This window comes from Streptomyces sp. C1-1, assembly GCF_050214755.1.
Taxonomy (GTDB): Bacteria; Actinomycetota; Actinomycetes; order Streptomycetales; family Streptomycetaceae; genus Streptomyces.
In genome coordinates, this window is record NZ_CP189826.1 from 81,379 (window position 1) to 103,015 (window position 21,637).

The window sequence follows — 21,637 nt, forward strand, 5'->3', positions numbered from 1 at the left end:
GTGATGTGGCCGGGTTGCTCAGGTGGGTCTGATCGTCAGGCCGGTCTCGGCGAGGCAGCCGTCTATGAGTTCGCTGCGGTACTGGATGTGCCGTAGGCCGCGCCGGATCCGCTGGACGAGGTGTTCAGGGGTACTGAAGGCGACGTTGGAGAGCCAGCCGCGTCGCAGGAGGGACCAGATCCCCTCGACCGGGTTGAGGTCGGGTGCGTAGGGCGGCAGATAGTAGATGGTCAGCCAGTCCCGGGCCTCGGCGAACTTTTGCAGGTCGGCGGCCTTATGGACCTTGAGGTTGTCCCAGACGAGAACGATCGGGCCACCGAGCTGCTGGTGTGCTGCGATCAACAGGTCCCGGTAGTCGCGCCAGGAGAAGCTCTTGCGCCCATCGCGACGGCCGTCGTCATGGCGGGGCCGGTAGATGAGCCTGGAGCGGCGACCGGGTTTGTAGCAGGTCAGCGCGGCGATGGAGATCCGTCTGCGGGAGCGGCCGCGGACCCGCACCACCGGGGTCCGGCCGCGCTGTGACCAGGTCTTCGCGTGCGGCGGCGTCATGGAGAATCCGGCTTCGTCCTCGAAGACGAGCCAGGCTCCACGGGCCGCCGCGAGTCTTCCGCGCAGGGCCACACCTCCTTGACCCACCCGGCCACCACCACGTCGTCCCGCTCCATGGCCCGTAGGGCCGGGACCTGCCAGGACCAGCCGTTACGCGCCAGCAGTTTCCGCACGCCCTGGATCGTGTAGGCCATGTGAAAGCGCCGACCGATCACCGTCTTGATCCGCGCCAGTGTCCAGCGCTGGTCCTCCCAGCCGTGCGCGGCTGGCCCCTTGGCCAGCTCCGCCTCCAGCTGCGCGAACTGCTCCTGGCTCAGCCACGGCAGCGATGCCGGCCCCTGCGACCGCAGGGCCCGCGGACCGCCCTCGTCCCACTTCTGCCGCCACCGTTGTACCGAGCGGACGTTGACGCGCAGAGTCTTGGCGATGACCGAGCTCGCCTCGCCCTGGGCGAACCGCTCGGCCGCCTTGAGCCGTAACTCCTCGCGGAACTGCTGCCGTTCGGCAGTCAGCCCGCCTCCTTGTGGATACCGCATGCTCCGGTGATACCGCACGGACGACGAGCCATCAGCCCCTACGACACCACGAGTTCAACCGCAGTAGAGCACTGCCGGGGCACGGGGTGACCTGACGCGTCCAACCTCACGACGCGCCGCCCCCCGAACCTCCCCGCCAGCTGGCGATGAACGCGGCGACGACGGTGCAACCGCCCGTAATTGCGCCCCCTATGACGGCCCCGAATAGCGCGTACACACTTGCCCCTTTGGTCAGTGGCGCCGAGTCGCGCCGAACCAGACCATTCCACTCCCAACGTCAAGATCGCTACCCGTGTCTATGCAAGTCAGACGGTCTGCGGGGCATGAAATCGGACGGTGGGCTCCAAGAATTTCGTGTAGGAATTCGGCTTGTTTCCGTACAAAAATCCGCGGCGAAATCGTGCAGGTCTCGCCCGCGATGAGACCGCCTTGTGTGAACGCTCCCTCCCTAGCACCGCACTCGCGGCCACCCCTTCGAGATTTCAGCCCGTACTCCTGGCACGTTTCGGAGCTCGCCGCTGGCACGAAATGTCGAGTAGACGGCGGTCGCCGAGCCGTACATCGAATGCCTCCACTGCGGTATGCCTCCGGAGACTGCGCGACACTAGTCCCATCCATGCCTACGGTCCGCGACCATGGTCACGACCGCAGCACCGCACCCGGATCGCCACCCTCACGGCCCGCGCCCAGGACATCGTCAACTCCGGCCCGTGCCGCAGTCGCTTTCGTTGCACCGGAAAAAGCGCGGGTCTTCGTGGACAGGTTCCCGTGGCTCCCCCCGGACACGGGCGGGCGCGAGCCTGTCCGGTCAGCACACCTAGCGCACAGTGTGATTGGGCCGGACGGTCTCTTCCTCCGTGGCGGTGAAGGCAATGGCCAGCCGGTAGTCCAGGGCCGCGGCGATCGGGTCCAGCAAGGCGACGGTCGGCAGATCCTTGCCGGACCCGAGTAGGGTCGAGGTCCGGCGCACTTGACGGTCAGTTCAAGAGTCACAGAGGTTTCCGTCTGTTCAAGTGCAACGCTGGTCAGCCACGGGGTAGCACGCCCAGGAGGGTCGCGGTCAAGGCCTGCTTCAAATAGTCCCTCAGATCCAAGTGGAAGCGGGCCAGCTCAGGCTCGGCCTCGTAGGCCGCCTGCAGGCTGGGTGGGGGTGTGCTGTAAGCCGACAGCGCGCCGGCCATGAGCATGGTCTGCAGGCTGAACAGTGTCGCGTTCTCGCCCAGTTCCGGCAGGTACTTACCCAGCAGGGCGGTCATGGTTGTCAGGCGGTCCAGGGAGGCGCGCTTGTAACGTGCCACGACCTCGACGGAGACGTTGTGCTCCAAGACGCTGCCCTGTGCGCCGAAGAGCTCGCACAGCACCTTTCGACCGGACAGCGAGCGACTGAGGATCTCGGCCACCACTGCCGCCCGCTCGGGCATGGGGAGGTCTTCGTCGATGCCGGCGGCCAGCTCCCCGGCCAGTTCCGTCAGCCACTCCCGCAAATAGCGGTCGAGCAGCTCCAGCAGCACCGCCTCGCGAGACTCGAAGTAGCGCAGCACGTTCGGCTTCGCCAGGCCTACCCGTCGGCTGAGCTCGTTCAGGGTGACCGCGGCCACGGGCATCTCGTCGAGCATCGCCGCTGCCATGTCGAGGATCGCCCGTCGCCGGATCTCCCGCTGCTCTTCGGTTCGCGCCCGCTGGAAAGTCACGTTCCCCAGTCTAGATTAAGTACCTTCGGTACGTTGACAAGATACCGGGGGTACCTTAACGTCGAAGGCGCAAGATACCTTCGGTACTTTAGGCGACTGGGAGTCTGACATGGGCAAGAAGTGGACAACGGCGGACATTCCGAATCAGCACGGGCGGGTGGCCGTGGTGACCGGGGCCAACAACGGACTGGGATACGAGACCGCCAAGGCGCTCGCCGAGCACGGGGCGTCCGTGGTGCTCGCCGTGCGCAACGTCGAAAAAGGCATGCAGGCCGCGGCCCGCATGCCCGGTGAGGTGACCGTGCAGGCGCTGGACCTGACCTCACTCGACTCCGTGCGGACCGCGGCGGCGGCGCTGCACTCCCGGCTCGACCGGATCGACCTGCTGATCAACAACGCCGGCGTGATGTACACCCCGAAGCAGACCACCGCCGACGGCTTCGAGATGCAGTTCGGCACCAACCACCTCGGCCACTTCGCGCTCACCGGGCTGCTGCTGGGCCTGATGCTGCCGGTGCCCGGCTCGCGCGTGGTGACGGTCAGCAGCACCGGCCACCGCATCCGGGCCGCGATCCACTTCGACGACCTGCATTGGCAGCGGTCCTACAGCCGGACCTCCGCCTACGGTCAGTCCAAGCTGGCCAACCTGATGTTCACTTACGAGCTGCAGCGCCGACTCGCCGCGCACGGCACGACCGTCGCCCTCGCCGCCCATCCCGGCGTGTCCAACACCGACCTCATCCGCCACACCCCTGCCCCGCTCCGCCTGCCCGTCACCTGGCTCGCGCCGCTGATCACCCAGACACCGGCCATGGGCGCTCTGCCCACCCTGCGCGCCGCCACCGACCCCACCGCACTCGGCGGCCAGTACTACGGCCCCGGCGGGCGCAACGAGATCAAGGGCCACCCTCGGCCGGTCGCTTCCAGCCCGGAGTCCTACGAGGGGGCCGTCCAGCAGCGGCTGTGGGCCGTCTCCGAAGACCTCACCGGCGTGACGTTCCCCGCCCTTCAGCCCCAGCAGAACTCGCTTCCCTCCGGATCAGCCATCACCATGTAGCCCGCGCCAGCAGCAGGCACCGGCTCGCCCGGCGCTCCGCCGCCCGATGGTCGACGCGACCCAGAAGAGCCACTACCGCAACATACGGCAGCCGCGTCCGCGTAGCGGTGAGACGGGTGAGCATCCGAATGCTCTTCGTCCTCGATACCGGCGGCCGAGCAGGCGGCATGGATGCCGCGCTGGGTCCTACACCGAACAGGTACAGGCCAAGCGCCTCGACGACGCCGGCTTCAGCGACACCAGCGTCCAGACCTGGCCTGCGGTTCAGGGGCCCCGGCCAGCAGCGACACTCCCGGTATCGGCCTGCCGACCCACGGGAACGCCCGCAAGCCAACGGCATCAAACCCGGCGACCTCACGTATTGCTCCCCCGCTGCGTTCTGCGGACCACCACGGCCGGAAGCGCCCCCCTCTGAGAGGGCAGTTCGTGAGGTGACGTCCGCTTCCAGATGATCTTTGGGCGACCGGCGGAACACTGCGGCCTGCTGAGACGAGCCCTCTGCGAGGTAAGGATCCCGCCACCGGTGTGGGAAGCCCTGCCCCACTTCGTCCACGAATTCCATCACTCCGGCAACCTGAGAACATCGAACGCGGAGCGCGCAGAGGACGGCACCGTCACCGCAGGACGACACAGACGCGCTCCGCGCGATGGTGACCGGATCGAGTCACGTGGGTCGCCGACTCATCGCGGCGTGGCGTGGCCGCCTTCGGTCCGTGCGGTCACCCACAGGGCAATCTGCGTGCGTGACCGAAGGCCCAGCTTGTCGCGGACCTTGTCCAAGTGCGTGGCGACCGTATGGACCGAAAGGCCGAGCCGGTCTGCGATCTGGCGGTTGGTCAGTCCCTGGGCGACGAGGTCGACAACCATGAACTCCCTCGCCGTGAGCCCGTACTGCCCGCCGGCGACCTGCACTGAGTCCGGCAAGGTTCGGTGGTCGCCGCTCCGCGTCCGCAGGGCGTACGCGATGAGCCGGTCCCCGTGCAGCCCACGGGCCGCCGCGACCGCGGCGGCCCGCGCGGCTGTCGGCAGCCGTGTCCTGGCGCGAGCGGCGACCTGGTCCATCTTGTGTCGCCACGGAGCCTCGGGCTCGGTGTCCAGTCGGCGCCGCTCCTGCGCGCTCGCCTCGCACAACCGCAGTGCCCGCTGCATGTCTCCGCCTTCGGCGGCCACAAGGGCCAGGCCCTCCACGGGGTACAGCGAGTGGAAACTCGCCCCGGGGGTGATCCGCAGCACCTCGGCGAACAGTGCCTCGGCGCTGTGCAGCCGACCCATTGCCAATCGGACGGCTCCCGCGGTGTGCAGCGCGGCCGCGGTCCGAGGCCAGGGCGCGTGCTTCCTGAGCACCGGCAGGCAACGGGCCATGAGTTCGTCGGCTTCGAGCTCCTCGCCTGCTTGGAGCAGTGCCCAGGCCAGGTGGTGGGTGCACCAGGCGGTGTCCTGCGGGACGCCGAGCGAGGCGACGACATCCAGGCACTCACGCAGATCCGCCACGGCCTCGGAGAACTCACCGCGGCACAGCCGCGCTGCCGCCCTGGCGTCCAGGGCGTTGGCCAGCCCGGCCGGGTGGTGGCCTACCCGCTCCATGTCCACGGCCTGGTCGCCCAGGCGCAGGGCTTCTTCCGGGTCGGCCTGCTGGCAGGCCACTCGCGCCGCGAGCGCCGGCACCTCTCCGCCGAGCGCCCGACCGCGGGTTTCCCGCAGAAGGCCGGTGAGCACCGTACGGGCGGCCGACGGCTGCTCCTGCTGGTAGTGAACACGAGCCAGTTCCAGTGTCAGCCGCGCCTGCGCGCCATCGTCGTGGCCGGTGGCGCAGGCCAGGACCGAGACGAGATTGTCCCGTTCCGCCGCCAAGGGGCTGCTCGCCTGGTCGGCGAACACCTCGTCATGGCCTTGACCGGCTAACTCGGTCAGCCATGCGACAGTTCGTCGCAGGGTGGGGCGTAACTCGCCTGATGCGCGCAGGCGTTCGACGGCGTAGATGCGAATGGTGTTCAACAGCCTGAAGCGTGCGGTTCCTTCGTCTCGTGGCAGACGTACGATCAGGGATTTCGCCTCCAGGGCGCACAGGATACGGAAGACCTGCCGCGGCCCGATGCTGCCGTCGACGCAGACCGTCTGGGCCGCGGCCACGTCGAACCCGCCGACGAGGACCGCCAGACGCCGGAAGACCGCCTGCTCCGCCGGATCCAGCAGCCGATGGCTCCAGTCGACGGCGGCAGCGAGCCCGCTGTGGCGTCGGGGCCCTGTTCTACTTCCGTTGGTGAGGACGTCCAGTTGGGAGATCTGGTCGTTCAGTCCTGCCATGATGTCGCTCAGTGCGAGGGTGCCGACGTGGCGCGCCGCGAGTTCGATGGCGAGCGTGAGGCCGTCCAGTCGACGGCAGATCTCCGCAACCAGGCCGCCGTTGCCGCGGTTGAGGGTGAATCCCGGTGAGCGGCTCGAGGCGCGCTCGACGAACAGCCGCACGGCATCAGCCCGCAGGAGGGCTGGCACGTCGTCTCCGGCATCGGCCGCTGGCAGGGCCAGCTCGCCGACCCGGAACACGGTCTCTCCGGGTACCCGCAGGGCCTCCCTGCTGGTGGCCAGGACCCGCAGCCGGGGGCAGCCGCCCAGCAGGGCCGCGACCAGTCGGGCGCACGGTTCGGCCAGATGCTCGCAGTTGTCCAGAATCAGCAGCCAGGGGGCGTCACCGATCGCACGGACCAGAACGTCGACACCGGTCCGGCCCGTTCGTTCGCCCACGCCCAAAGCGGCGGCCACGGACTGCGTCAGCAGAGTGCCGTCCTCCAGGGAATCGAGTTCCACGAGGTCGACTCGCGGGCGGGGCGGGCGACGGTCAGCTGCGGAGCGGTGCGGTAGTCCCCTGGCGAACTCCAGGGCCAGTCGCGTCTTGCCCACACCGCCCGCACCGGTCAACGTGAGGAGACGCGAAGTCCTCAGCAGCGCGCGAAGGCGCGACAGCTCCTGCTGCCGGCCGACGAAGGAGTCGAGCGCGAGTGGCAACGAGGCGGCAGTCGCCGTGGCGGGTGATGCGGCAGGCGAGCCACCCGACGTCTCCTGGAGCTGCATCCTGCGGGCATCCCCGCCAGCCAGCCGTTGCCGGAGCGCCCGTTGCCTGCAGGCGTTGGAACAGTATCGAGCCGGCCGACCGCCGTGCGGTCTCACGATCAGCGCAGCGCCGCACATCTCACAGGTTCGACTCCGGCTCATCTCCGATTCCTGGCCGCACCTTCCAGCGACGAAACCCTTGCCTTCATCCAGGTGTTCCTTGCGGCGCGCAACGGCCGACGGCGGAGCGCCGACGACCGGAGCGCGACCGTATGCGAGCGGCAGCCGGAGCCGTTGCAGGGGACCGGCCACCGCTCATGGACGTCCGTCAGGGTGTGGCGGCGGGGTTGATACCGAGCACGACGGTTCCGGTCACGCCCTTGCCGAGGTCGCTGCCGGCCTGGCTGAGAGTCAAAAGGGTGGAGGATCCGCCGTTGCGGTAGATGCCGTCCCTCGCGTTGAGCGTGCGGGTGGCCGTGTTGTTCCGGTACGGGGACAGGGCGGCGACCTTGGTGTTGTACGTCTCCGGGAAGTAGAGCTGCCCCGTGTGGGACACGTGGCCTCCAAGGTATGACCCGTTGGATACGGTGCCGCCCACATGGGTTTTGACGTGGATGTGGAGGGCACGGCCGACGTACCAGCCCGGGTAGATGGTGCTGAACTCCGCGACGCCCGCGGAGTCGGTCAGCTGCACGCCCCGCAGGAAGGTCGAGCCCGGGGTGGACCCGCCCGCGACGTAACCGGAGTAGACCCCGAGCGCGTCACAGTGCCAAATGTCAACCGCCGTGTCGGGCAGCGGGGCGCAGCTCGTGGCGTCCACCACCGTGACGCGGAGGGTCAGCGGAACTCCGGCCTTGCCCTCGGTGATGTTCTTCCGGACCGTCTCCAGGTCCAGGTAGTAGGGCCCCTCGGTCTGTTCGGGCGTGAGGATGCAGGCGGCGGCTGGCCGCGCCACGGCGTCGGGTTCTGCGGCGGCGGTCGCCTGCGTGGTGGCGAAGCCCAGCGCAGCCACGCCCAGGGTCGCTCCGCCCAGGGTGGCTATGACGGATCGCCGGGTGGCGCCGGGCGGAACGGCAGTCGGCTCGGCGCCGCGCTGTTGTTCCACGGCGTTGTGGTGGGGGATGTCAGTCATGCTGCGACCATGGCGCGGGCGACGGCCCATGGGATCGATCAAATGAACGATGAACCGGAGGCGTTACGAAAACTCCGCATCTCTCGCGGTCACTGGAGGTGCCGCCTCGAGCTCGTACGCGATCCCCACTCCGCGAGGGGAAGTGCAGCCGCGGCAGGCGCCCTTGGCGGACTCGCCCCGGAACGCGAGCGAAAACCCGGCGGCCGCAGCGACCCGGACGACCAAGGGCACCGCGACGGCTGGGCCGACCGCTACTCCGGGGTCACGTTGGTGTCGGGACGACCGGTCGATCCGGAAGAAGCGCGGCAGTTGATGCTGCGTAATACTGCAAGCCGAAGACCGCCTTTACTACCGTTGAAGGCGGAGTGGGCCTGTATCTGTGAGAGGTGCGAGGCGGACATCACCCCGACGTACGACAGCATCGCCTCGGCAGCGAAGAAGCACGGCGACGCCCCAGGTGGTTGCCGTGACTGCGCCGACCGCGCGGGCGGAGAAGCACCGAATGGACGAGGTGGAGTTGGCGAAGGTGATCGCCCAGGCCACATCAAGCTGCTCGAGCCTTACTCCAGTGCTGCCGATTGTCGTAGGTGACCTCACCGGTGCGGCGGTGGGCGCCCAGTAACGGCACTCCCGTCCCGAGGATCAATGGTCACCGGCACGCTCATCGAGTGGTACGACAACTTATCCAATCGGAGCCAGGACCTGCGGTTCTCCACCATTTCGGCCATCGCGGTCAGCACGGGACGAGGACCGGATCGGTGACCGTGCCGACTCGGCGCCGGCGGACGTACACCGCGCCGCTTCTGTGCCCGGCGACCATCGGACAGGTTGCCGTTCGGCTGCTCCGCGCACGCGGGGTCATCCGCCCTGGACGGCCCTCAGGCGCGACAACGCGACACGGGGAAAGAGTGGACCGGCCAGCGCATGAGCCGTAGCTCGCTCCGGACCCCCTCTTGTCTCTGACTGCACAGTACCCATAGACTCACCGCGCGTACCGACTAGACGGTATGTCCACGGAAGGAACCGCGGGAGATGAGCAGAGGCGACCGCCAGGTGGAACCTCAGCCCACCGACTCGGAGTAGTTCGCGGAGCCGGCCGGGCAACCGGGCGACCGGGAATAGGCCGAGAGTAGGGAGAATTGAGTGAAGGCGCTGACCTACCACGGCCGTCACGACGTCCGCTATGGAGAGGTCCCCGACCCGGCCGTCACCAGTCCGACCGACGCGGTGGTGCGGGTGACCGCGGCCGGCATCTGCGGCAGCGACCTGCACATCTTCAGCGGCAACGGGTTCAGCCAGGACCTTGGCTACACACCGGGTCACGAGTGCGTCGGCGTGGTTGTCGACACCGGCAGCCAGGTCACCCGATTCAGGCGCGGCGACCGGGTTCTGGTCCCCGCCTCTGTCGGCTGTGCGCGGTGCCGGTCGTGCGCGGCCGGGTTCACGGCCCGGTGCGAGCACGCCACGTCCGGCACGGACCTCTGCTATGGAGTGAGCTCGAAGCTCCCGGGCAGCCAGGCTCAGGCCCTGGCGGTGCCCTACGCCGACGTCAATCTGGTGCACGTGCCCGAGAGCATCTCCGACGAGGCCGCCGTCGTCCTGACGGACAACGCCCCCACAGCCTGGTACGGCTGCCGCCGGGCCCGCATCCAGCCCGGCGAGACCGTCCTGGTCATCGGCCTCGGCCCGGTCGGCCTCATGGCCGCCCAGTCCGCCTTCGCCATTGGTGCCGCGCGCGTGCTGGGCGCTGACCTGGTCGCGGAGCGCCGCGCCTTCGCCGCCACCCTGGGTGTCGAGCCGGTCGAGGGCGAGGACGCGCGGGCGGCCATACGGGACATGACCGACGGACGAGGGCCGGACGCCGTAGTGGAGGCCGTGGGTTCGGACGCCACCATCCAGCTCGCCCTCAAGGCCGTCCGACAGGCCGGCCGGGTCAGCGTCATCGGGGTCAGCCAGAGCAAGGCATTCCCGTTCCACATGGGATTGGCGCAGGTCAAGGAACTGGAGTTCGCCATCGGACTGTGCTCGGTGCACTACGAACTCCCTCCCCTGATCGCCCTCACACGCGCCGGCCGGATCAAGCCCGAGGTCGTCGTCTCCCACCGCTTCGCCCTCTCCGAAGGCCCGGCGGCGTACGAACTGTTCGCAGGCCGCTCCGACGGTGTCCGCAAGATCATTCTCGACCCCACTCGCTGACGACGGACGTCCGGGCAGTCCGCAGCTGTACCCCGGCAGCCCTCGCAAGGCCGGCCACCGACGGAACGTCAGGGGGGCCGGCCCGAGGCAGGGCGACGCAGGCACCCTGCACGAACTCCGCCAACCCCAGCTCCTTCATGATCTGCGCCGATGTGCGCCGCCTCGCAGGGATACCACTGTGACGAGGCGGTGCGACGCCCCCCGCTCAGTGACGCCGCCGCAGGCCGCCGGGAACCGTGCCGCCCCATCGCGACGCGGACGATCCGCGCCGGATGACGGGGCGCGCGGCGCCTGTACCGCCGACACCGGGAATGAGCCGCTACAGCGCCAGGCATGCGGAACGAGAAGGAGCGCCCCGGGGTCGCCGCGCTACCTATCCTGGGAAGGGCGCGATGTTGATGGAGCGATGAACGCCACATCCCAGACGACGCTCAGCGGAAGTCCGGAGTATTCGTTCTCGACCTACCAGTCGGTGACGGCCGCGTATGGATGTCCAACCAGCCGAGCGGCGCTCGGGTCACCCACCTGGTCCAGGAGGCCAGGGTCCGCCGGAGCATCGAGCACGACTAGCGCGAACTCGACGCGGCCGGTCCTGGACCACTTCGTCAGCCGATTCTGGCCGAGTGGCACACCACGTCATCTCGTGACCGCCGCCAACGCTTTCCTCACCGAACAGCGCCTCGTCCTGAAGTGCCTGAGTCCCTCACCCTCATCGATTCCTGGACGCAGTCCACATGCCGCACATTGACGGCAGACGGCTGCGTGGTTGTGGCGTCTGTTGGCGCCGCCAAACCCGCTGGCGATGGATGCCGTCCGCGGTCCAGGTCGAGAGATCTGTGCTGGGTAGCCCCGCCAGTGCCTCACCCACCGACTCCCCCTGCGCTGCTCGGTCAGCCACTACTGGTAGGAGAGGCGCTGGCACTGCGGGAAGGACTGACGGAAGGACTTGCGGAGGGCCGCGTGGAAGGGGGCGCCGCCCGTCGGGGCGAGCTGGGGCCGCGGCCACTGGAGGCTCCGGGGGGCTTCGCCTTTACCGGTGGCGGCGCACTGGTGGCTGCGGGAGACCGAGAGACCGGTGACGCGCTGCGGATCGCCGTTGGCGAAGGACGCCGGAACCCCTCACTGTCTCGGCCCCGGACGCCCTTTCAGTCCGGATGAAGGCGGCTGCGGCAAAAGACCGGACGGCTGCGACGCAGTCGGTGGCCCGGGAAGGGGCGAAGCGGAGGAGCTCGGTCCCCCGCTCACATGGACCTCGGCCATCACGGCGTCAGCCACCGGAGCCCCGTCTCTCCGGCGCGGTTGCACGGGATGCAATAGTCCAGAAGCGGCCATCTCAGTCCTTGAGTTGACGGGAGCAAAGGTGCAGCCAGTCCGGGCAGCGGGCAGCGCTGGGGAGACGTCTCTTGGTTTGTTTCGGACCGATCTATGACATCTGCGAACCTCGCGCACCGGTCTGCAGGTGAGTCACCGGTTGCTGAGGCCAACGGAGTTCATCGAATGAGGGCTCACACGCGACCAGGAAAGTGGGATATGTAACTCCTGGATCGACACGGACGACCGGGACGGCGCGGCAGCCTCGGCGTACGAGCCGAACAGTTGCGGCTCGATCCGGGCACCGGGTGCTGTTCACTTCCCGTAGCTCGACGCCCCTGCGCGCCGTTTCTTCGCTCCTGCGATGTCCGCGGGCGGCACGGTCAATTGAGTACTTACCGGCAAAAGTAGTGAGGCGCGCCAGGCCGCCGGGGCCGGCGTCGCGACAGCGCGACCATGCACAGACCTCCGGGCGGAGCAAGTTGACTGGTCTATACCCTTGACTGGTACAGACCAAAGCGGTTGAGTGTGCCTCCATACCCCCCACCACGGCCACGCCCCGCCGTGGCCGGTCCGACCGGCACGCGCCCCCAAGACCCGGCTTCCTGCTGCCCTTGTCCCGGGTGCGCCCGTGCTCCGCAGAGGAGTTGATCCTGTGTCGAAACGCCGCCTCTCCGCCGTGCTCACCGCACTCGTCCTGGGAAGCGCCACGCCTGTCCTGGTGCCGGCCAAGGACGCGTCCGCCGCCGCGTGTTCGAGCTACCCGAGCTGGGTCGCCGGAAGGCCGTACACGACCGGCGACGTAGTGCGTTACACCGACGGCAAGGCCTATATCGCCGAACACGACAACCCGGGCTACGACCCGATCATCAGCACCTGGTACTGGGACCCGTACGCCTGCGACAGCGGCTCCGAGTCCCCCGCCGGCACCTTCGTGGTGAGCGAGACCCAGTTCAACCAGATGTTCCCGAACCGGAATTCCTTCTACACCTACAGCGGCCTCACCGCCGCTCTCAGCGCCTATCCCGCCTTCGCGAACACCGGCAGCGACACGGTCAGGAAGCAGGAGGCCGCGGCCTTCCTCGCCAACGTCAGCCACGAGACCGGCGGTCTGGTGTACGTGGTCGAGCAGAACACCGCCAACTACCCGCACTACTGCGACTGGAGTCAGCCGTACGGCTGTCCGGCCGGCCAAGCGGCCTATTACGGGCGCGGCCCTATCCAGCTCAGCTGGAACTTCAACTACAAAGCCGCGGGCGACGCGCTCGGCATCGACCTTCTCGACAACCCGTGGCTGGTGCAGAACGACGCGGCCGTGGCTTGGAAGACGGCGCTTTGGTACTGGAACACCCAGACCGGGCCCGGCACCATGACACCCCACAACGCCATGGTCAACGGCGTCGGCTTCGGCCAGACGATCCGCAGCATCAACGGCTCCCTCGAGTGTGACGGCAGGAACCCGGCGCAGGTCCAGAGCCGCGTGGACGCCTACCAGCGGTTCGCGCAGATCCTCGGGACGTCTCCCGGGGGCAATCTCTACTGCTGATGCCCGTACACGGCTTCGTGAAGTGATGTGTGGAAGGAGCAGAGCCGGCTTGGTCGCATCTGTCGATGGGCCGTCCCCTTCGGCGAGCTGCACCAGAAGCACGGCGTGCTGCACCCTCGCCGAGCGCACGCATCTCGATCCACCGGCGCTGCCCCCCGGTGGTAAGGCGGCTTGAGGCCAGGGGTCCGGTCAGCCGCGTCAGGGCGGTGTCCGACGAGCGGCGGCTGGAACTCACCGTCACCGAAGCGGAGCGGCAACGACAGTACGAGGCGCGGACCATCCCCGAGACGATGCTGTGTCAGGTGCGTCTGTCCGTCGAAGAACTCCACTGATACGGCATGCGCCGACGGGTCTGCCCTCGCGTCGAGGATCGCAAGATCAGACATGGACGCGCCCTCGCGCGCCGCCGCCGGCGTGCTCATGGCGCCGGTGCGGGCCGTCGTCCCGGCGGTGGGTTGTCCAGGCCCGGCGGCGTCGTCAACGGTCGCGTCCCGAAGCGCCTGCGGCACTGGCGGTCACCTCGGTCTCGATGCACCCGGGGCACGCGGTAGCCATTGGCCAAGGCCCGCTTCCACCCAATCCAGTCAGCCGTGCGGGTCCGCCACCCCAACGTGCCGGGAAAGACGCACTATTTACCCAAAGGATCTTCACTGACTGTGAAACGTGTCCATATGATGCGGAGATCAACAGGCCTGGCCAAGCGGGGGACTTGGGCGGGCCTCTCAATTTCCCGTGGGGGATTCATGCGTATACGCGTTGCGGCCGCCGTCGTTTCCGGTGCCGCCGCTCTGTCCGCGATCGCTCTTCCGGTGACCGCCCAGGCGGCGGTACGGACGGGTGTGGAGGCGAAGCTCAGTTCCTTCACCTCGCGGTCCGTTCAGCCGAGGGACTCGTTGGGGAACATGAAGTTCTCGCACGCGGTCATCAACGGGGGCAAGGACATCGTCCTCGGCACCACCGGCACGAAGACCGTCAACGTCACCTACACCGCCACGGACGAGAGCGGCGTCGCCCTCACCGAGGCCTTCCTGTGGCAGGGCACCGACAGTTCGACCACGGAGGGCATCACCGGCGGCCTGGGCACGGACGACGACCCCGACTGCACGGAGACGGCGACCCAGGGCACGTACACCTGCAAGGCCGTCTTCAACATCCACCCCGCCACCGACATGAAGGACAACGGCGTGGCCGGGACCTGGAAGCTGTTCCTGGGTGGCTGGGACCTGTACGCGAACGCCAGCTACGACGACGACGTCGCCACCGCCTCGATCAAGAAGGCCTCCACGCTGACCGCCGATGCCACGCCTGAGCCGGTCAAGAAGGGCAAGACCATCACGGTCACGGGCAAGCTCGCCCGCGCGAACTGGCAGACGGGGAAGTTCGCGGGCTACGCGTCCCAGCCCGCGAAGCTTCAGTTCCGCAAGAAGGGCAGCAACACCTACACCACGCTCAAAACGGTCAAGACGAACAGCACCGGCGTCCTGAAGACCACCACCACGGCCACGGTCGACGGTTACTACCGCTACGTCTTCGCCGGCACCGCCACCACCGCCGCAGCAACGGCACCCGGCGACTTCGTCGACGTCAGGTAACCCGTCCGAGAGCACCGCCGGTGCCGGGTCGCCACGCATCACGGCGCCCCGGCACCACCCCATTGGGCGCCGACGGCGTGCACCGCGAGAGCCGGCGAATCCCGCCTTGCTTCATGGGTGACGACCGCTGTCCACGGCTTGAAAGCGATCATTTTTCGACGCCACGCCTTCGATTGCCAGTGACCTCTTCCATCCTGTCTCGCAGGTGTAAATGGGCTGGTTGGCAAGGGTGTGGCAGGGCAGGGCCCCTCGTCGTTGGCGTGGTGATCTCACTCATCACACCGGCGACCGAGGGGCCCTTGTTGGTTCCGTATCCTTCCTGGTGGAAGTTGAGCTGCTTCAGGCAGGCTCTGCTCACCTTGGCGCATATACGCAAGAACGAGACGTACCGGTAGGCCGACGCCGGATTCGGTGTGTCCGAGGCGACCGCCTGGCGCTACGTCGACGAGGCGATCGCGGTCCTTGCCTCCTCGGCGCCCGGCCTACACGAACAGGACGACGCGGCCGCGCGCGGCTCTTCACCCGCAGGCCACTCCTCGACGCCGATGTCGGCAAACCCGGCCTCGTCGAGGGGCTTGACCCACACCTGCGCCTGCAGCACCCAGCGCGGCATCCACGCGCCCTCGCGGTCCTGCGTCTTCGCCGCGATCTGCCGGGAGACGACATCGGCCTCGGCGACGTCCCCGGACAGGAAGTGGGCCAGCGTGGAGAACACCAGCCGCCCGCCCGGCGACAACGCCCCCCACGCCGCCGGCAGCAGCTGCCGCGGATCGGTGAAGTCGACCGCCCCGAACACGCTGTACAGCACGTCGTAGGAGCCGCGCGCGGCCTGCAGGTGAGCGACGACATCCGCGCCGACGATCCGCAGGCGCGGCACCAGCCCGAACAGGTCGGCGGCCATCGCAGTCTGGGCGGGCGAGGCGTCCACCCGGGCCACCGGCCGCCGCACCGCCAGGTGCGCGGCGTGCCGGGCGGCCCCCGCGCCGAGATCGGCGACGTACGAGCCCGAGAGCGGGCCGAGGACCTCCGGGCCGGGGCCGCAGTCCTGGCCCCAGATCCAACAGAACGATGCCGGGACCTCGCGGTCCGTTCCAACGCGCGAGCGTCCATAGGCATGCCAGAGATCAGGCGTGGTGGCTGTCACCCGCCCCATCCTGGCCCTCGCCCCAGGACACGCCGCAGCTCGCCAACCTCACCCCGCAGTGTGCGGGAGCCCGGCACCGAACTCACCCCGGAGCCAATTCATCGGATGTATTGAGGCGAGATTACCGAATCTACGGCTGTTTCTTGAGCAATTTATTGACCGAACACAGTCAAAGATAGTAGCTTTCGCGCGATTCTCCCGACTCCAGGAGGACGATGCCCGTGCCCGGCAAACCCCTCGTACCGATGCTCACGGCGGTCGCCCTGACCGTCGCAGGTCTGTTGGCGGCCGCCCCGCCCGGCGCCTCCGGACCCTCGACGCAGGACGTCTACGTGGCGCCGTACGGCAACGACCACTCCCAAGGCAGCGCCACCCACCCGGTCAGAACCCTGGAACGCGCCCGCGACCTGGTGCGACAGCGGGACCGGAACCTGACTGCGGACCTGACCGTCCACCTCGCCGGCGGCACGTACCGCCTCACCGCTCCCCTCGCCCTGGACGCCCACGACTCCGGCAGCGGCGGGCACAAGGTGATCTGGCAGGGCACAGGCGACACCGTCGTCAGCGGCGGCAGGCGGGTCACCGGCTGGCACCCGGTCGCCGGCCACGCCGGTCTGTGGTCCGCCCCCGCGCCCCACGGCCTCAGCGACACCCGGCAGTTGTACGTGGACGGGGTCCGTGCCGACCGTGCGGCGGGCGAGGTGCCGGTCACCCTGACCAGGACGGACACCGGCTACACCGCCTCCGCCGACACCCTCGCCAAGTGGCCGGACATCGCCGGCGCCGAGTTCGTCTACACCGGCGGCCAGGCGCTGTGGAACGTCCAGCGCGACGGCCTCGGCCAGTGGACCCAGCCGCGCTGCCCGGTGGCCGCGGCCTCCGGCACGACCGTCACCATGGCCCAGCCGTGCTGGGACAATTCCAACAAGCGGGTGGAGTTCCCGAACATCCCCGGCCGCACGGTCAGCATGGTCGGCCCGGGCGCGCTGACGAACGGCGGCCACGTCACGTACGTGGAGAACGCCCGCGAACTGCTCGACACCCCCGGCGAGTGGTACCTCGACCGCGCGGCACACACCGTCTACTACCTGCCCCGCGCGGGTGAGGATCCACGCCGGGCAGACGTGGAAGCCCCCGCACTGGAGAAACTGGTCGACGGGCAGGGCACGGCCGGCACCCCCCTGCACGACATCGCCTTCCGCGGCCTGCAGTTCTCCTACGCGACCTGGCTCACCCCGTCCTCGCCCGAGGGCTTCTCCGAGATCCAGGCCGGCTACACCATCTCCGGTCCCACCGGCTGGGCCGACGAGGGCCTGTGCGGCTTCACCCCCGGCGGCAAGTGCCCGTTCGGCGCGTGGACCAAGGAGCCGGGCAACGTCACCATCGCCCACGGGCGCGCCATCGACTTCGCCGACGACGCCTTCGTCCACCTCGGCGCGGCCGGCTTGGACCTCGGCGACGGCACCCAGGACACCACCGTGCGCGGCAGCGTCTTCACCGACATCTCCGGCAACGGCGTCGAGATCGGCGGCGTCGACCAGCCACTTCCCACCGATGACGGCGACGTGACGCGCGACGTTGAGGTCACCGACAACCATCTGTACGCGATTCCGCGGGAGTTCATTGGCGGCGTACCCATCGTCAACGGCTACACCCAGCACGACCTGATCGCCCACAACCAGATCGACCACGTCGGCTACTCCGGCACCTCCATGGGCTGGGGCGGCTGGCCGGACAAGATCGGCTCACCCGCGACGCCGAACGACAGCCACGACAACGCCGTCAGCGACAACCTCATCACCGACTACATGCAGGGCCTCGACGACGGCGGCGGCGTCTACACCCAGGGCCTGACCGGCGCCTCCATGGCCGACGGCGAAAAGGTGACGGGCAACGTCATCCACACCCAGTTCGGCCTCGGCAAGAGCGTCTACACCGACAACGGCTGCACCTACGAGACGGTCTCGGACAACGTGCTCTACGGCGCCTCGTACGCCAACGTCGCCAGCCGCCACACCGACTACCGCGACGCGCTGGGCAACAACGACCCCACCCTGGTGTCCGGCAACTGGTGGGAGCAGGGCGACGCCGACAGCAACAACAAGGGGCTGGTGACCCACGGCAACCACATCATCGCCTCGCCCTCCGACGCCCCCGCCGCCACCGTGGCGAACGCCGGTCTCGAACCTGCGTACCAGTGGCTTCTCGGACGGCGGTTCGGCGCGATCTCGGTGCCCGCCGCGCCCACCCGCGTCGGCACCGCCGCCGGATCCGAGAGAACGCTGCTGGTCACTTTCAACCCGGTGTGGGCAGACGGTGGTTCGCCGGTGACCGGCTACCGTGCGACCGCGGAGGACGCCGACGGGCACGTCGCGGCCACGGCCACGGTGAGCGCCGCGGACTTCGCCTCCTCCGCGCTGGTCCGGCTGACCGGGCTCACCAACGGCGTCCCGTACCGGGTCACCGTATCGGCCCTGAACTCCCATGGTGCGAGCGCTTCTTCGCTGCCCTCCACCCCGCTCGCCCCACGGGCCGGCAATGTGCTGCCCGCCGCGCCCACCGGGGTGAAGCTGCACGCACAGGCCACGGCGGCCACCGTGTCGTGGACCCCGCCGAGTGCGCCAGGCGACTCCCCCGTCATCGGCTACCGGATCACCCTCACCGACCCCGCCGGCCACGCCCGCACGATCGAGGTCGCCGGGCGGGACGCCCTGGTCACGCAACCCTCCGCGAAGGGCATGTTCCGAGTCGTCGGCGACCTGACCCCGGCGACCACCTACACCATGAGCGTCGCCGCCGTCACCGGCACCGGCACTGGGCCGGCTGCCACCGTGACCAGCACCACCCCGCCTACGTAACGATGCCCCGCATAAAGGCGAACGGTACACACGTGGGACCGTTGGAACTGGTCGGACATCCACTGCGCCTGCTGACCGGGCAGCTGGGGTGGAGCCTGCAACTGCCCAGGCGCCAGGCGGTCGAGCGGGACGAGTCCGAGATCGCCCGATGGGTCGCTCAGGAATGGCCACGCATCAAAAGGGGCGGTGAAGAAAGGTGCCTGGATCGTGTTCTTCGACGAATCGGGTATATCGCTGTTGCCTCAGGTGCGCCGCATTTACCCGCCGCACGGCCACACTCCGCTCTTACGGCACCGGCTGAACTGACCGATCAGGCTCAACGGTCACCTGCCCATGGGCGAGAAGAACTCCGACGACGTGGCCGAGGCACTGATGACCTGGCTGAACAAGCGACTGGCGGATGTGGAGGAAACGTCCCGATGACAACCGTGCCGACCGTCGAGACCGATGTGCTCATCGTGGGAAGCGGGCCCGCGGGAGCGACCGCCGCACTGGCGCTGAGCACCTATGGCGTGCCGAACGTCATGGTCACCCGCTACTCACGCCTCGCGGACACGCCCCGGGCGCACATCACCAACCAGCGCACCATGGAAGTGCTGCGTGACCTGGGTGTCGAAGAGGATGTGATCGACCAGGCCACCCCGCAGCATCTGATGGGCAACACCGTCTTCTGCACCGCCATCGCGGGCGAGGAGCTCGGCCGGCTGAGGTCCTGGGGCAACGAACCGCTAGTGCAGGCCGCGCACGAGCTGGCGAGCCCCACCCGCATGTGCGACATGCCGCAGCACCTCATGGAGCCGGTGCTCGTGAACGCGGCCATAGCACGCGGCACCCGACTGCGTTTCGGCACCGAGTACCTGTCGCACGAGCAGGACGCCGACGGCGTGACCGCCACGGTCCGCGACCGGCTGCGCGGCGACACGTACACCATCCGCGCCAAGTACCTGATCGGCGCGGACGGCGGCCGCAGCAACCGGCACCGGATCTGGAGGTGGTCGGGGAGGCGGGCGACGGGCGTGAGGCAGTCCGTCTGGCCAGGTCCGCACGGGCAGATCTGGTGCTGATGGACATTCGCATGCCCGTCCTCGACGGCCTCGCCGCGACCCGCCTGATCACCGGAGACGAGGATCTCGCCGGGGTGAAGGTACTGATCCTCACCACGTTCGAGATCGACGAGTACGTCTTCGAGGCACTGCGCGCGGGCGCCAGCGGCTTCCTCGGCAAGAGCGCCGACGCTGAGGAACTGCTGCACGCGCTCCGCACGGTCAGCCGGGGTGACGCGTTGCTGTCTCCTGCCGCGACCCGATCCCTCATCGCCCGCTTCCTTGCCGCTCCCGCTGCGCCACAGCCCCTGGACGAACCGGCGCGCCGTGGTCTGGAGTCACTGACCGGCCGGGAACGGCAGATCACCACACTCGTCGCCACCGGTCTGTCCAACGACGAAATCGCCGCGCAGCTCGTGCTCAGCCCTGCCACCGTCAAGACCCATGTGAACCGGGCCATGGTCAAAGTCGGCGCCCGCGACCGCGCCCAGCTCGTCGTCTTCGCCCACCGCAGTGGCCTGGCCGCATCGACGTAGCGTCTGCACTCGTGGTGGCCGCCGACCGCCCGCGCGGCCTTCTCGAAGACACTGCCCTGAACGCGTCTCCGCCGGTGATCGAGATCAGGTCGGCGTACACCTGGAGCAGTGCGGCGACCTCGTCGTAGGACCGGGCCACGTCTTCAGGGTCGGGCCTGCCCGCCGGATGAGGTCGTACGCGAGTAACCGAGTGGGGAAGCGCGCAGCCGCAATGCGGAGGAGGCTGATCCGCCAGGCAGGCCCAGAGCACAGCGACGGACGTGCCGCCCGTCCCCGTAGAGCAGTCGAGAGCAGCTCACCGCTCATAGGGAGGGGATCGGGACGTGGCAGGTCAGAGGATCAGACGTGTCAGGGGTACGGCGGTCGCGGCGGCGGCGATGGCGGCGCTGACCGCATCGCAGGCGCCGGGGGCGACCGAGGCGCGGTCCGCCGTGCCGGCTCAGGAGACCGCGGCGCACGGGCCGAGCGTGTCCGGTGACACTCCGTACCGCACGGATCTTCCGCCGCTCACCCGCAGGCACACGGGCACGGGCGCGGGTACGGGGACGGGTACGGCATCGGCGGCGACGGGCGGCGCGGTGCCCGCCACCGTCTTCGCCGCCTACCGGCACGCCGAGGCCGAGCTCGGCCGCACCGCGCCCGGCTGCGGGCTGCGCTGGCAGTTGCTGGCCGCGATCGGCCAGGTGGAGTCGGGGCAGGCGGGCGGTGGGCGGGTGACCTCCGACGGTACGACGGTGACGCCGATCCTGGGTCCGCGGCTGGACGGCGGTGCCTTCGCCGTCGTACGGGACACGGACGGTGGTGCGTACGACGGGGACGCGGTGTACGACCGGGCGGTGGGGCCGATGCAGTTCATCCCGTCGACGTGGGCGCGGTGGGGTGCGGACGGCAACGGCGACGGGCGGTCCGACCCCGACAACGTCTTCGACGCGGCGCTCGCTGCGGGGCGGTATCTGTGCGCGGCCGGGCGGGACCTGTCCGAGGCCGCCGGGCTGGACCGGGCGATCCTCGGCTACAACCACTCGGCGGCGTATCTGCGGACGGTGCGGGCCTGGTACGCGTACTTCCTGGAGGGGCATCGGGTGGTGCCGGACGGTTCGACGAGCACGGCGGATCCGGCGGTACGGTCCTCGACGCGCCCCGAGTCCCCGCGGCCGAAGGCGACCTCGAAGCCGAAACCGTCCCCTCGCCCGAGCACCACCCCTTCCCCGGCCCCGACTCCGTCCGTCCCCGCCTCGCCGACCCCCTCCAACTCCCGTCCGGCGAGCGGGAGTACGGCGGAACCCGTCGCCCCCGTACCCACCCCGAGCATCGCCCTCCCCGTCGGTGACGTGCTCCCCAGTACCGGCCTCTGACCAGTAACGGCGCGGATTCGATGGCCTCCTCCCCCTCCACAAC

At 69.0% G+C, this 21,637-nt stretch carries 12 protein-coding genes and 4 pseudogenes; 10 read left to right on the forward strand and 6 right to left on the reverse strand.

Features of this window, described 5'->3' with window-relative positions; all coding sequences use genetic code 11:
• Positions 1–18 precede the first annotated feature (18 nt).
• Together ACQF4J_RS00470 and ACQF4J_RS00475 are read right to left on the reverse strand one after the other, a co-directional pair.
• Positions 19–1,085 (reverse strand): IS630 family transposase gene (locus ACQF4J_RS00470; RefSeq protein WP_427164133.1). Its coding sequence is split into 2 segments (ribosomal slippage): positions 19–639 and positions 642–1,085, totalling 1,065 coding nucleotides; the frame shifts between segments, so codons are not numbered across the junction.
• A gap of 1,025 nt (positions 1,086–2,110) precedes the next feature.
• On the reverse strand, positions 2,111–2,776 hold the full coding sequence (locus ACQF4J_RS00475) for a TetR/AcrR family transcriptional regulator (RefSeq protein WP_351581028.1): 666 nt from the start codon (positions 2,774–2,776) through the stop codon (positions 2,111–2,113).
• A gap of 109 nt (positions 2,777–2,885) precedes the next feature.
• On the opposite strand from ACQF4J_RS00475, the gene ACQF4J_RS00480 reads away from it, so the two are divergent.
• Positions 2,886–3,833 carry an SDR family NAD(P)-dependent oxidoreductase gene (locus ACQF4J_RS00480; RefSeq protein WP_351581030.1) on the forward strand — a complete coding sequence of 316 codons (948 nt, stop codon included), beginning with the start codon at positions 2,886–2,888 and terminating at the stop codon, positions 3,831–3,833.
• Between the two features lie 681 nt (positions 3,834–4,514).
• On the opposite strand, the gene ACQF4J_RS00485 is transcribed toward ACQF4J_RS00480, so the two are convergent.
• Positions 4,515–7,193, reverse strand: a complete 2,679-nt coding sequence (locus ACQF4J_RS00485; protein WP_427164134.1) for an ATP-binding protein — start codon at positions 7,191–7,193, stop codon at positions 4,515–4,517.
• A gap of 16 nt (positions 7,194–7,209) precedes the next feature.
• On the reverse strand, positions 7,210–8,013 hold the full coding sequence (locus ACQF4J_RS00490; protein ID WP_427164135.1) for an intradiol ring-cleavage dioxygenase: 804 nt from the start codon (positions 8,011–8,013) through the stop codon (positions 7,210–7,212).
• 1,143 nt (positions 8,014–9,156) lie between these two features.
• Here ACQF4J_RS00490 and ACQF4J_RS00495 point away from each other — a divergent pair.
• The 5 genes and pseudogenes from ACQF4J_RS00495 to ACQF4J_RS00515 form a co-directional block, all read left to right on the forward strand.
• The gene (locus tag ACQF4J_RS00495) at positions 9,157–10,209 is read left to right on the forward strand and encodes an alcohol dehydrogenase catalytic domain-containing protein (protein ID WP_427164136.1); all 1,053 of its coding nucleotides are present in this window, start codon (positions 9,157–9,159) and stop codon (positions 10,207–10,209) included.
• 1,966 nt (positions 10,210–12,175) lie between these two features.
• A complete protein-coding gene (locus tag ACQF4J_RS00500; protein WP_427164137.1) occupies positions 12,176–13,066 on the forward strand; it encodes a glycoside hydrolase family 19 protein in 891 nt (296 codons plus the stop codon).
• A 206-nt stretch (positions 13,067–13,272) separates the two neighbouring features.
• Positions 13,273–13,398, forward strand: coding sequence for a hypothetical protein (locus tag ACQF4J_RS00505; RefSeq protein WP_351581042.1), 126 nt, complete (start codon positions 13,273–13,275; stop codon positions 13,396–13,398).
• A 411-nt stretch (positions 13,399–13,809) separates the two neighbouring features.
• Positions 13,810–14,658, forward strand: coding sequence for a hypothetical protein (locus tag ACQF4J_RS00510; RefSeq protein WP_385245756.1), 849 nt, complete (start codon positions 13,810–13,812; stop codon positions 14,656–14,658).
• A 320-nt stretch (positions 14,659–14,978) separates the two neighbouring features.
• Positions 14,979–15,149 (forward strand): annotated as a pseudogene (locus ACQF4J_RS00515) (helix-turn-helix domain-containing protein); the annotation flags it as partial.
• Here the strand turns inward: ACQF4J_RS00515 and ACQF4J_RS00520 are convergent.
• Positions 15,095–15,811 carry a methyltransferase domain-containing protein gene (locus tag ACQF4J_RS00520; protein ID WP_427164139.1) on the reverse strand — a complete coding sequence of 239 codons (717 nt, stop codon included), beginning with the start codon at positions 15,809–15,811 and terminating at the stop codon, positions 15,095–15,097. The pseudogene ACQF4J_RS00515 and the gene ACQF4J_RS00520 sit on opposite strands and share 55 nt — an antisense overlap.
• Positions 15,812–16,023: 212 nt before the next feature.
• On the opposite strand from ACQF4J_RS00520, the gene ACQF4J_RS00525 reads away from it, so the two are divergent.
• From ACQF4J_RS00525 to ACQF4J_RS00535, 3 genes and pseudogenes are all read left to right on the forward strand, one after another.
• Positions 16,024–18,660 (forward strand): fibronectin type III domain-containing protein, encoded by a 2,637-nt coding sequence (locus ACQF4J_RS00525; protein ID WP_427164140.1) that lies wholly within the window; start codon positions 16,024–16,026, stop codon positions 18,658–18,660.
• A gap of 419 nt (positions 18,661–19,079) precedes the next feature.
• Positions 19,080–19,631: pseudogene (locus tag ACQF4J_RS00530) on the forward strand (FAD-dependent monooxygenase); the annotation flags it as partial.
• A gap of 8 nt (positions 19,632–19,639) precedes the next feature.
• A pseudogene (locus tag ACQF4J_RS00535) lies at positions 19,640–20,239 on the forward strand (response regulator); the annotation flags it as partial.
• A gap of 14 nt (positions 20,240–20,253) precedes the next feature.
• Here the strand turns inward: ACQF4J_RS00535 and ACQF4J_RS00540 are convergent.
• Positions 20,254–20,378: pseudogene (locus ACQF4J_RS00540) on the reverse strand (helix-hairpin-helix domain-containing protein); the annotation flags it as partial.
• 184 nt (positions 20,379–20,562) lie between these two features.
• On the opposite strand from ACQF4J_RS00540, the gene ACQF4J_RS00545 reads away from it, so the two are divergent.
• On the forward strand, positions 20,563–21,594 hold the full coding sequence (locus ACQF4J_RS00545; protein ID WP_351581056.1) for a lytic transglycosylase domain-containing protein: 1,032 nt from the start codon (positions 20,563–20,565) through the stop codon (positions 21,592–21,594).
• The last annotated feature ends 43 nt before the right edge of the window (positions 21,595–21,637 follow it).